Origin of the sequence: Desulfocicer vacuolatum DSM 3385, from assembly GCF_900176365.1 — a bacterium.
Lineage (GTDB): Bacteria > Desulfobacterota > Desulfobacteria > Desulfobacterales > Desulfobacteraceae > Desulfocicer > Desulfocicer vacuolatum.
Genome location: NZ_FWXY01000029.1, coordinates 1 through 12,256, shown reverse-complemented (window position 1 = coordinate 12,256; position 12,256 = coordinate 1). Strand labels below are relative to the sequence as shown.

Annotated in this window: 11 protein-coding genes and 1 rRNA gene; 6 read left to right on the top strand and 6 right to left on the bottom strand. The window is 47.8% G+C overall.

All coding sequences use genetic code 11. The features are described 5' to 3' along the window. Positions 1–98 precede the first annotated feature (98 nt). Together B9A32_RS18550 and B9A32_RS18545 are read left to right on the top strand one after the other, a co-directional pair. Entirely contained in the window at positions 99–1,016 is a 918-nt protein-coding gene (locus B9A32_RS18550) for a hypothetical protein (protein ID WP_139795888.1), read from the top strand. Between the two features lie 19 nt (positions 1,017–1,035). After that, positions 1,036–1,938, top strand: coding sequence for a sensor domain-containing diguanylate cyclase (locus B9A32_RS18545; RefSeq protein WP_084071456.1), 903 nt, complete (start codon positions 1,036–1,038; stop codon positions 1,936–1,938). Between the two features lie 216 nt (positions 1,939–2,154). Here B9A32_RS18545 and B9A32_RS18540 read toward each other — a convergent pair whose 3' ends face one another. From B9A32_RS18540 to B9A32_RS18525, 5 genes are all read right to left on the bottom strand, one after another. Next, the gene (locus B9A32_RS18540) at positions 2,155–4,848 is read right to left on the bottom strand and encodes an ABC transporter permease (protein ID WP_084071455.1); all 2,694 of its coding nucleotides are present in this window, start codon (positions 4,846–4,848) and stop codon (positions 2,155–2,157) included. Further along, complete coding sequence (locus tag B9A32_RS18535; protein ID WP_084071482.1) at positions 4,845–5,525, bottom strand: ABC transporter ATP-binding protein; 681 nt, start codon at positions 5,523–5,525, stop codon at positions 4,845–4,847. The genes B9A32_RS18540 and B9A32_RS18535 overlap by 4 nt, the downstream gene beginning before the upstream one ends. Positions 5,526–5,535: 10 nt before the next feature. After that, the gene (locus B9A32_RS18530; protein ID WP_084071454.1) at positions 5,536–6,207 is read right to left on the bottom strand and encodes an arylesterase; all 672 of its coding nucleotides are present in this window, start codon (positions 6,205–6,207) and stop codon (positions 5,536–5,538) included. Beyond that, entirely contained in the window at positions 6,198–6,335 is a 138-nt protein-coding gene (locus tag B9A32_RS21950; RefSeq protein WP_212638012.1) for a hypothetical protein, read from the bottom strand. The genes B9A32_RS18530 and B9A32_RS21950 overlap by 10 nt, the downstream gene beginning before the upstream one ends. Positions 6,336–6,408: 73 nt before the next feature. Continuing rightward, entirely contained in the window at positions 6,409–7,071 is a 663-nt protein-coding gene (locus B9A32_RS18525) for a DUF2959 domain-containing protein (protein ID WP_084071453.1), read from the bottom strand. A gap of 638 nt (positions 7,072–7,709) precedes the next feature. Between B9A32_RS18525 and B9A32_RS18520 the strand changes: the two genes are divergently transcribed. Together B9A32_RS18520 and B9A32_RS18515 are read left to right on the top strand one after the other, a co-directional pair. Then, the gene (locus B9A32_RS18520; protein ID WP_084071452.1) at positions 7,710–8,108 is read left to right on the top strand and encodes an acyl-CoA thioesterase; all 399 of its coding nucleotides are present in this window, start codon (positions 7,710–7,712) and stop codon (positions 8,106–8,108) included. A 23-nt stretch (positions 8,109–8,131) separates the two neighbouring features. After that, positions 8,132–8,419 (top strand): DUF503 domain-containing protein, encoded by a 288-nt coding sequence (locus B9A32_RS18515; RefSeq protein WP_084071451.1) that lies wholly within the window; start codon positions 8,132–8,134, stop codon positions 8,417–8,419. A 120-nt stretch (positions 8,420–8,539) separates the two neighbouring features. On the opposite strand, the gene B9A32_RS18510 is transcribed toward B9A32_RS18515, so the two are convergent. After that, positions 8,540–10,630 (bottom strand): acetate--CoA ligase family protein, encoded by a 2,091-nt coding sequence (locus B9A32_RS18510; protein WP_084071450.1) that lies wholly within the window; start codon positions 10,628–10,630, stop codon positions 8,540–8,542. Between the two features lie 170 nt (positions 10,631–10,800). Here B9A32_RS18510 and B9A32_RS18505 point away from each other — a divergent pair, with 170 nt between their 5' ends. Then, positions 10,801–11,910: a class I SAM-dependent methyltransferase gene (locus B9A32_RS18505; protein WP_084071449.1), complete on the top strand. Its 1,110-nt coding sequence runs from the start codon at positions 10,801–10,803 to the stop codon at positions 11,908–11,910. A 283-nt stretch (positions 11,911–12,193) separates the two neighbouring features. Then, a 16S ribosomal RNA gene (locus B9A32_RS18500) occupies positions 12,194–12,256 on the top strand; the annotation flags it as partial.

Genomic DNA, 12,256 nt, shown 5'->3' with positions numbered 1-12,256 from the left:
CCGTTTGACAATTTCCATGGAAATCTGTTTTGATGTCTTTTTTAGTTTGGTGATCAAATTTCCAATATTTAATGACACGAGCAGGGAGAGTGATGCACATGGGAAAAAATCCAATGAAAAAAAAGGTAAACAAATGGATTAAAAAAGGAAAAGATCCCAGGAGCGCCCATTGGCAGGCAGCCCTTGAGGCCACATTGAAACTGTTTGGCCCGGATCTGGAACCCGGACGACTTATTCCCATGGGGCCCCTGGAAGATGAAGACCTTGTTGTTTTTGAAAAAGCCCTGGCAGTGGTGGATTTGAGTCCCAACGTGTCTGCGGCATTTATCCCCCCCCTTCTTGCCGGAAAATTGACTCCCCCTGACACGGTGGAAGAGCTTCATCGCATATCAAAGGACGCTCCGTCGTATCAGATTCTTATTTCCAGACCGGGAAAAGAAATTCGAATTTTATCTGCTGAAATCTCCGAACATGCCACCCGTCCCGGTGTGGATCTTTTTCAATCCGGTGCATTTCTGGGTAATTATGATTTTGAGAATCAGTCCGTTTGTCTGGAACATCTTAATAAAATCATCCGGGCCCATGTCTGGAAGGCAGAGGGCTGGACCCGGGAAGACCATGTGGCATATACCTTGAACTGGTTTGAAAAAGTCACATGTCTGAACAGTGCCACAGTGGCAGTGGAAAAAGATTTTTCCTTTTTTCACAGTCCCACCCTGATAAAAAGCAATCAAATAGATGCCATGTTCACCTTGATGACAGAGGATCTCCTTAAAAGGGGTAAAGATGAGACGGATCCCTTTGGACAAGCTGTTTTATCCATGGAAAATTTAAAACAAGAAGGCCGGGAAGCACCCTTAGCGGCTCAGATCATTGAAGATGGAATGCTTCAGCAGCTCAATCTCATGCGAACCCTGGATCTTGTGAAATTCAGTGATTTCACCAATGCCCAGAGTGAAAAGTTTAAACGGGGATTTTCCGAAACCGTGCGTTATCTGGAAGGTCAACTGGCCTGAAAAATAGGGGGATAAAAATATGACTCTGGAACAGGAATCCTACAAAAGAATTATCGAAAATCTCCATGATGGATTGTATTTTGTTGATAAAAATCGAGTGATTACCTATTGGAATAAAGCGGCTGAAGAGATTTCCGGTTTTTCCGCAGATGAGGTTGTGGGCAAATCCTGTGCAGACAATATTTTGACCCACGTGGACAGTGAGGGCAACAGTATCTGCAAAGGCCGATGCCCCCTTGCTGCCACCATTGCCGATGGACAACCCCGGGAAACAGAGGTGTATATGCACCATAAGGCAGGGCATCGCATCCCTGTGTCCGTCCGTGTGAACACCTTGACCGACAATGACGGCAATATTATCGGCGGTGTTGAGCTGTTCACGGACATCAGCAGTCAGGCTGCAAGTGCCTTGCGGGTGAAAGAGCTTGAAAAAATGGCATTGCTTGATAATCTCACACAGCTGCCCAACCGAAACTACATTGAATCCGAGCTTGAAAAAAGATTTGAAGAGAAAAAAAGGTTTGATGTTCCTTTTGGGCTTTTATTCATGGATATTGATCATTTTAAGGTTTTTAATGACACCCATGGCCATGATGTGGGGGATGAGGTGTTGAAATTTGTTGCTGAAACATTCACTGCCAATGCACGCCCTTTTGATCTTTTTGGGCGCTGGGGCGGAGAAGAGTTCCTTGGTATTATTCGAAATGTTGATGGAGAAAATCTTGGCATGATCGGTGACAGAATTCGCCAACTGGTGGGCAACTCTTATATTATGCATCAAGATAAAAAGCTCCATGTCACCATCTCCATCGGTGCCACCCTGGTGGAAGAAAACGATACCATTGATAAAATCATCAAAAGAGCTGACACGCTTTTATATAAAAGTAAAGAGTCTGGACGAAATTGCCTCACCATGGGGTGATGGGCCAAGATTAGAATACGGTCTGCCCATGGCAGTTTTATATACAATGCAGCCTCCATCTCAGCAGAGCCGCCCCCCGACGGGCAATAGGAACCGGACAATTGAGCTGTCTACAGTTCCGGTCCGGGGCCATTGCCCGTCGGGGGGCGACGGTATAATACCATTTGGCTCCGTGTCTACAACCCTATATTTGTTGTGTCCGACAGGACATGCCCGTTATAAAGATTTTAACAATGCCACCGGTTTTTGATGAATCACCCGGCCGGTGGCCACCAGGGCCGTTGCCATGGAAATCAAAGAAATGGCACCCAGGGAAAACAGGCTGTAACCAAAGTGAAAGACCCAGAGCCTTCCAAAAAAGAACCAGGAGATCCCATAGGAAACCCCAAGGCTTAATACAATGCCAAAAAGGGCTGCCGTGGTTCCCAGAAGTCCGAACTCAAACAGGATAATCCGCCGCACATCGGAAAAACCCGCCCCCAACACCTTTAACAGGTTGATCTCCCACACCCGGGTCTGGGTTTCGTGGCGCACAATGGAAAACAGCACCACCAGACCGGCCAGTATGGCAAGCCAGGCCATGAAATTTATGGAAATGGTCAACCGCTGGGTGATGTCCAGCAGCTGGGCCACGGTGTGCTTTACATCCAGCACGGAAATGTTGGGAAATTTTTGGATGATGGCATTTTGCAGGGGCATTTTTTCGGACTCGGGCATCTGGGGAATGGAGGCCAGAAAAGTTCGGGGGGCATCATTGAGTACGCCTTTTTGAAAGAGAATGAAAAAATTGGGCTGAAAGCTGTTCCATCTCACCTTACGAAGGTTTTTCACCCGGCCTTTTAAAGGAATTCCCTGGACATCAAATTCCATGACATCCCCGATTTTAAGGTGAAACCGCTGGGCAAACCCCTCCTCCAGGGAAACCTCAAAGGGCTGATCACTTTCAAAATTCCAGGGGGTGTTACTTAATGCTTTGCCTTTCACCATGCTTTCCGATGCATCCAGTGCTTTTCGCCAGGAAAAAGTAAAAGTTCTTCTCCTGAATTCTCCCTGTGAACGGGCGTCTTTTTTCTCTTTTCGTTTAAATTTATCCAGTAGACCTGTTTTTTTCTCTTCTATTCTTTCATAAAAGCCCACCCCGTTCACTGAATTGATTCTTCCCTGCACCAGGGGAGAGGCATTGGTGAGTTTAAATTTTCTGTTGTCCAGGAAGGTCTTGAGCAAGGAAAGCTGTTCCGGCTGGATATCAAACAAAAAAAATCCCGGCACGGCAAGTCCTTGTGGACGGCTTATTTCGTCCTGGATACCGTTTTTTACCTGGGGGATGACATTTATGAGAAAGGCCCCCATGGCAATGGTGACAAAACAGGACACCGAGGCGTGTTTGTGGCGGAAAATATTTCTCAGGGCGATTTTGGCAATGACCCGGTGGGTGCGGGAAAAGAATTTCACCAGGATCAATAAGCCCCGGCCAATGAGGGCCATGATGCCAAAAACAGAAAAAAAGCCTGCCAGAAAAAGGGTGCCCCTTTCAAGGGAACGGGTCTGGGCCATGGCAAGCCCCCAGAATACAAGTCCTCCGGGAATAAAGCTTATGAGCTGAATTTTCTGCTTTCCATGGAATCGGGGCATCCATTTCCAGATGCTTCGGGGGGGCGCAGCAGCGGGGATGGAAAAGAAGGTGTGAAGCCCCTGGAGCAGCACCACAGGTTTAAGATCATGGATGCGCACAAATACGGGCAGACAAAAAATAAGACTGCCAAGGGTGCCCATGAAAACCGCAAGGCCCAGGGTGCCGGGGGGGATGACGGTCTTGAAACCCGGGGGGATCAACCCCTTCATCACTTCAGGAAAAAGCGGCAGCACAACAACGGATAAAAGCACAGACAAAAGCGTGGCCCCAAGTCCCAGCATGATCACCTGGCATAAAACCAGACCATAGGTTTGCATGCGGCCGGCCCCAAGCCCCATGAGAATGGCCATCTCCTTTAACCGGTCATTGAGATATCCCCGGAACAGATAGGCCGTGCCAATACCGGCAAGGAACAGTGCCACAATGGCCACAAGGCCCAGGTAACCTGTGAAATAGCCAAATATTCTCCCCAGATTTTGATTTACATCTTTACTGTTATACACATCAATTTGGGGCTCTCCGTTAACCAGGGCGGAAAATTCATTACGCAGGGTCTGGGTTATCTGGACGATGTCTGTTCCCGGGGGAAGTTTATAATAGCTGATATGACGGGTGCGGCTGCCAAACCCCATGAGGCCTGTTTCTTTTAATCTGGAAGTGCCGATGTGGATCACCGGAGCCAGTTCCACCGGGCTGACAGCCCCGGCAGGGGTGGCGGTGACAATGGCATCTGCCTTGAATTGACGGGAGCCGATGCCAATGAGGTCTCCTTTTTTAATGTTGAGCACCAGGGCCAGATCCCGGCTGATCCAGGCGCCGGGGTGGGGATTGCTATTGTTAAGCGGGGGAGGGTTGCGAAAAAGGGAGTTGTTTTTATTGTCCGGTGATTTGTGTAAAAAATCAGGGCTGTTATCAAAGGTAATGCGTCCGTACAAAGGAAAGGCATCGTCAATGGCCACAATGCGGGCCAGCCGGGAAATATTTTTGCCCGAGATCATGCTGAAAAACGTAATCTGCCGGGCGGTGTGCCGTTGGGGTCCAAGGACCCTGTCAATGATATTTTCTTCGATTTTATCCAGGGGCCTGGAGGAATAAACGGCCAGATCCGCTGTGAGGATCTCTTTAAGATTGTCCTGGAGGTGGGCTTTAATGGAGTGGTTAAATGCATTAAGTGCAATGAATCCCACTAATCCAATGGAGAGGTTCAGCACAAAAAACAGGGAAAATCTCCGGTTTCTCATCAACTCTTTAAATGCCAGACCCACCCAGAAGTTCATTGTAATTTTCCCTTTTTCAATTCAAGACATCGTTGGCAGCGATGGGCAAGATCCATGTTATGGGTCACAACAATGAGGGTCATGCCCGATGAGGTCACCAGGTCAAAGAGCAGGTCTGCCACCTGTTCGCCGGTGTTGTTGTCAAGGTTTCCTGTGGGCTCGTCTGCAAGCAAAAGAGCAGGCTTCACCACCAATGCCCGGGCAATGGCCACCCTTTGACACTCTCCGCCACTGAGTTGGGCCGGTAAGTGGTCCCTTCGCCGGGTCAGGCCCACCTGTTCCAGTACCCGGCGGGTGCGTGTGTGGATCTTTTTGGGATGATATTTAAGGATTTCCAGGGGGAGCATGATGTTTTCCATGGCCGTGAGATGGGGCATGAGATGAAACTGCTGGAAAATAACCCCAATCTGTTTTGCCCGGAAACGGGCCAGCTGATCCTGGTTCATCCGGTTGAGATTTTGTTCTTTTAGCAAAATGGTACCGCTGTCCGGCGTATCAAGACCTGCCAGCAGGGCCATTAAAGTGCTTTTCCCGCTGCCGGACTGTCCTGTAATGGCAATGGTTTCGCCGGAAAAAATTGTAAAACCGGTGTTGGAAATTACCTTGAGAGGGGCGGTGCCTGCCTGGGGATAGGATTTTTCCAGCCGGGATACACTTAAAATCGGTATGTTTGTCATGGCAGCCTTGTTAATTTTGATTTTTTGGGGGGGCATCAATGAGATTCAGTGCAGTAACAACATAGGGAATTACATTGGCTGCAACAATGGCATGTCCTTTTTTGTTGGGATGGATGCCGTCCACCTGGTTGTATTTACTGAGTCCTGCCACGTCTTTAAGCAGAAACGGCATGAATACAATGGGGTATTTTTCTGCAAGGACCGGGAACACCTTCCTGAACCTTTGGGTGTAGTCAGATCCGTAATTGGGGGGGATTTCCATACCGGCAAGAATAATGGTCATGCCCGAGGAGATGGCCAGCTTAATGGTCTCTTCCAGGTGGGTCGCCATGGCGGTTGTGGAGAGCCCCCGGAGGCCGTCATTGGCACCCAGGGCCAGGAACAGGATATCAGGCTTGACCCTTTGGTACCATTTCAGACGGGACAGGGCACTGGCGGTGGTGGAGCCGCTGATACCGGCATTAATAAGTTTTACATCATTGTAGCCCCTGGCTGAGAGAAGGGGTGCAAGCAGGGATGGAAAGGCCTCCCGGGAATCCACTCCGTACCCTGCGGTGAGGGAATCTCCCAGGAACACAATGGTGGTTTCGGCCTTCAGGAGTGACGGTGAGATTGTCATGGCAAAAAGGAGTAATAATAATGCCCCGACATACCGTTGCAGAGAAAGTGATTTTAATGGCATAGCTCTTTTCTCCGGGTGTGGTTCATGTGCGTTTTTGTTTTTCTAACCGCCACGGGCGGACCGTGTTCTGATCTGGCTCTGCCCACAACAAAGTTAGAAATACTCCCCTGGTTAACGGAGTATTTCATATAAAAAAAAACTTGCTGGCACAACGAAATATTGAAAATGCTATCATGCCGCCCCTGGGGCTGTCCGTGGCTGTTATTGTAACTGGGCCAGAAAATCGTTGGAAGATGCAATGGCACGGTTCATCTCCCCTATCAGTGAAGTGATCTGCTTCTGTAGCTGGGAAAATTCTCCCTTAAGCGAACCAATGGCCTGGGCATTGAGATTGTGTTTCAAAAATAAGACATTGTCATGGAAGGTGGTGAGCACCGGTGCCATGGACTGTTCTGCCCTGTGCATCACTGTGAGCATTTTTCCATATCTGGATCGGGTTTCTGTGATTTTTTGCCGGCTTAGACGTTTTAATTCTGCACTGTTGTACTGCTCAAGTTCTGATTCCCATTCCACAAACAATGCTTCTGCCACATCTTCAACCCTGTCAATTCTTTCGGAAACCGTTTTGGCAGCTTCTTCACTGTCTTTGTAGGCCGCACTTGTCTCTTCGTAGGCCAATTTAAGATCCGTGTTTTCCAGGTAAACCACAGACTCAAACTGCTCCAGAGCGGATTTGAATTCTTCCTGGGCAGTGGCCTGGGCATCCCTTGCTTTTTCCACTCTTTCCACCAGAATGTCGCGTTTATGTATCCCTGCTTTTTCCATGGCGCCGTAATAGGCTTGTGAACACCCGCTGACACATAAGGCAGAGAAAATAAAAACAAAGAACAATGCTCTCCAGGACAATGATGTTGAATTTTTCATGTAAAAAGCTCCTTAAGGTGAGGTCCAGACAGAAAAAGTTTTTTCCCGTGTTGACCCGTTGGTTTGTCAAAGGTAATATAATTCGGATTTTTAAAAAATTCAGGTGATGACGGCTGGTGGCCGAATATCTATGGACTGAGCGTTCAAAATCATGTTTTTATGTACCGTTGCAGTGGCAGTATGTCAAGAGAATGGCATCTTAGGCCATGTCTCCCGACGCAGTATTTATGCCCTGCGGCTGCTATAACTGCCACGGGCAGACTGTATTCTGCCCACAACGAATATTGAAAATGGTATTATACCGCCGCCCCCCGATGAGTAATGTGCCCGGACCGTATTTTGATCCGGCTCTGCCCACAACAAAGTTTGAAATACACCCCTATTTGCGGAGTATTTCATATAACTCAACTTTCGGGCTTCATTTCAAAGCCGGCATTTTTAAATGTACCGATGGGGTCAGTGTGCCGACGGGGGCAGGCTTTTGTTATTGATGTTATCGACCAAGGCCTTTGCCAACGAAAAAAGCCTCGATAATGTCAATAACGAAAGCCTAACCCACCACGAAATGCGAACACCGAAAGTTGAGTCATATAAAAAAAAATGGCTATTGGAAACGCCATAAAATAAGGATGGTTTAAATGTTTTACACAGAGATTCATCCCACGTCAGATGATGTTAACAGGGCAGGGCATGTGGGATTTTCCACTTTGCCCAGATGGTTTGAACAGGGATTTGAGGGGATTTATCAAATAATTAATCCCCAGATGGATATTAAACAAGGTTCGGTGATCGTTGCCCGGCTTGAGGTGGACTACCGGGCAGAAGTGGATGGGGAGGGCCGGGTGACCATTGAAACGGGTTTGGGACACATGGGAAGCTCGTCTTTTATCCTGACCCAGAAAATGATCCAGCACGACAAAACAGCTGCCGTTTCCCGTGTAACCATGGTCTATTTTGACTACACCGTTAAGAAACCCATTCCCCTGCCTGAGGATATGCGGAAACGTTTTAAAACCCATATGGTTGAATATTTTTAATTGTTTATGATGGAAGGAAAGACATGGTTATTGGTGCAGGTAGAATTGTGCTGCGGCTTCATGGTGTGTATTCCCTGAAGGAAAAACGGAAGATTGTGAAAGCGGTTATTGGTCGTATTCAAAACAGTTTTAATGCCTCTGTGGCTGAAATCGGGGCCAATGATATCCATGACCGGGCGGAAATTGGATTTTCGCTCACAGGTTCGGATCAACGTGTCATCAATGCCATGGTGGATAAAATTTTTAACAAAGTTGAGGCCATGGGCCTTGCTGAACTTGTGGATACCTCCTTTGAATTGATGGTTTTTTAATATCTGCTTTAACTCACAATGCAGGGACAAAATCTATTTTTGTGCGGTGTCGGCTTTGCCATATATCAGGCATAAATAGACTTTGCCACCTGGATTTTTAAGTTCTGTAATTGGGTTCCTTTATTGTTCCTGGATAATGGAGGCATCCACTGCAATGGGATTGCCCTTGGAGATGATCAAGGGGTTTACATCTATTTCATTAATTTGCGGATAGGCCAGGGCCAGATCCCCCAGTGCACATAGAATCTTTGCCAGGACATCCCGGTCCACACCCTTGGCCCCCCGGAATCCATCCAGCAGTTTCTGGTGCTTGAGCCGTCCCATCAGAGCCAGGGCATCGCTGTGGCTCAACGGGGCCACACCAAAGACAGCATCATCCAGAATTTCCGCCATGACACCCCCCAGACCCACCATGACGCACACACCAAACTGAGGATCTTTGACCACCCCTGCGATCAGTTCCAGATCTCCTTTGATCTGTTGCTGAATAAGTATTTCTCCCTTGCCGTCCATGGCCTGGGTCAGATCTTTAAATGCGGTTTTTACCTGGTCCCGGGATTCAATATTGAGCTTGACCAGACCGGCTTCTGTTTTATGAACTTCCCCTGGCAAAAGTCCCTTCATGACCACGGGAAATTTCAGGGTCTGGGTGGCCATCTGGCATGCAGATGCTTCGTCTGCCACTATAATTTCTTTTGTCACCGGAATATTACAGGCATCCAGAATGGTTTTGGAAAGATGTTCATCCAGGGCTGTTTTTCCCTTTTTCAGGCTGACCTTAATTGTGTCATGGGCCATTGTGTCATTTCTATTGTCCGGTTCACTTTTTACAGAAATGGTTCTGTTTCCATGGGCAAACACGGCCCCCATGCATTCAACGGCACGGTGGAGCTCCCGGAAAACAGGAATTCCCTTGGAGTGGCTCTCCAGTTGAACAATACGCGCTTCATCCTGTCTGCCAATGAGCCAGCAAAATACAGGTTTGCCCATTTTTTTTGCCTTTTGGCTCATTTTGTCCAGATCAAGGGAGAGCCTGAATCCACCGGCAAAGGCATGGATGAAAATGGCATCCACACCGGGATCATCACAGGCAGCATCAATGGCAAGGCCATAGGCTTTTTCTGCACCGTGTTGCTCCACTGCAGGCCACAGATCAATGGGGTTGGAAGGGGGCATCCATTGGGGAAAGATGGTTTTTAACCGTTCTTTGCTTTGACGGGACAGGACAGCAGGCTCTATGGGGCCGTTTTCCATGAAATCCGAGGAGATGATTCCGGCACCCCCGCTGTAGGTGAGTATGGCCACACGGCCCTTGGGGGTGGGTTTTATGTCGGGATAGGCTGCAAGAGATCTGCACAGATCCATCATTTGATGAAAATCAGTGGCTTCCATCACCCCTGCCTGGGCCATGGCATCCCGGATGACAGCACCGTTGCCGGCCATGCTGGCGGTGTGGCCCATGGCGGCCTTTGCCCCCATGGCGCTTTTTCCTCCCTTGAGAAGGACAATGGGTTTTGTGGCGCGGCGGCATATTTCCATGAACCGTCGGCCATGGGTGATGGATTCAAGGTACAGACCGATAACCTTTGTGTGGGGATCTGTGAGCATATATTCTAATATCTCACATTCATCCACATCCATTTTGTTGCCAATGGAACACACCTTACTGACTCCCATGGTGCCATGGGACATGCAGTCAATGAGAAAACCTCCTGAAAGCATGCCGCTCTGGACAATCAGTGAGACATCCCCCGGAATCAGTTCTTCCCATAATTCAGGGCTGACAAAGGAGAAAACGTTTTTATTCACCGCATCCACAAGCCCCATACAGTTGGGACCCCACAGTCGAACCCCTTCCTTACGGGCAAAATTGGTGAGATCCTTTTGAACTTGTTGTCCCTCTTTGCCGCTTTCTGCAAATCCGCTGGATTCAATGATTACACCTTTGATACCCCTTTTTGCACATGATTCAATGATCTGGGGAACCATTTTTCCCGGAATGAAAATGATGGCCAGATCCACAGGATCCGGTACATCGGCAATGGTTTTGTGGCAGGGAATGCCCAGGATTTCTTCGTAACGGGGGTTAACCGGATGGATTTTCCCTTTAAATCCCTTTAAAAGGTTTTGCAAAATGGCGTGGCCCCCCTTAAGGGGATTGGGGGTGGCTCCGATGAGGGCAATGCCCTTGGGGTTGAAGAAAAAATCCATGGATGCGCTCCTTTGTGTTTTTATGAGATAGATTGATAATCTGCCATGCAAAAAACAATATATAAACTTATTAAACAGTGTTTGACAACTTTTTTTGAATTTGTTTGTATGGCAGGGCAGGTCGTTAACTTTGCGGCCCATTTGAAAAATGAATTTATTGTGAGGTGAAGATGGCTGAATACGATGCTGTCAGAAAAGAGGCTTTTGGCAAAAAAATGGTTGATATTCTAAATAGTGGTGCCCTGAATCTGGCCATGGCTGTGGGATATCGTCAAAAGTTGTTTGATACCATGGAAAACATCGGAGTGCCTTCATCCGTTGATGCCATTGCATTGAAGAGCGGGTTACAGCCTCGATATATAAAAGAGTGGCTGGGGGTGATGGTCACCGGTGGTGTTGTGGAAATAAGTTCCGATACTTCCAGTGTTTTTTTGTATCATCTTCCACCGGAACATGCCGTTTTTTTGACAAGAAATGCCGGTAATAATAATCTGGGCGTGTACACCCAGGAGATTCCGCTGTTAACCCAGTGTGCCATGGAGGCGGTTGTGGATGGATTTAACACCGGACAGGGAGTTCCCTTTTCATGCTATCCCCGTTTTCAGGCCTTTATGGCAGAATTGTCCAATGCCAAACATCGTCAGATATTGGTGGAGCAATTTTTACCCCAAGTGGATGAAGGCCGATTGATACAACGTCTGGAAAGGGGCATTGATGTGTGTGATCTGGGCTGTGGCGAGGGCGTGGCATTGAATCTCATGGCCCGGGCCTTTCCAAAATCCAGGTTCTGGGGCGTTGATAATCATGCCCAGGCCCTTGGGATTGCTGGAAAAGAAGCGAAAAAAACGGGGTTAAATAATGTGACCTATCATCTGGCCGATGCGGCATATCTGGCGGATGAACCGCGGTTTGCAAAGAAATTTGACTATATCTGCGCCTTTGATGCCATCCATGACCAGTCAAAACCCCTGGAGGCTTTAAAAAGTATCCATGCCATGCTGGCTGTGGATGGGATTTTTTCCATGGTGGACATTGCGGCCCAGTCCCACCATGCCGGAAATATGGATCATCCCATGGGGCCTTTTCTTTACACGGTGAGCCTCATGCATTGCATGCCCGTGGGATTGAATGACAACGGGGCAGGTCTTGGCATGATGTGGGGGCGGCAGCAGGCAGAAGAACTCCTCAAAGAAGCAGGTTTTGACAGGGTTGTTGTCCAGGAAATGGACCACGATGCTTTTAATCTTCACTACATGTGCCGTGTGAAAGGTTTTTGTTGAGTTTTTAGTTCTGGGGCAGAGTTTTTATGTTTAATTATTTTAATTGGTTGTGTTTTTTTTGAAAAATAAATAAAAAAAGTGTTTGACAAGAAGTGAGTTTGCATGTAGTTTCGCTGGGTCTTGTTGAGACGGCAACGCCGCTTGCAAACAGCGCGGCATGTTTCGGCAAGATTTTTTTGTGTCAAAAATGAATTTGATCTTTGAAAACTGGTTAGTGAATGAATTGAGTAAAAAGATGTTTTAAGTGCAGGCAAGCACATAAAAAAACATTTTAAAAGAATTATAACTGGAGAGTTTGATTCTGGCTCAGAATGAACGCTGGCGGCGTGCTTAACACATGCAAGTC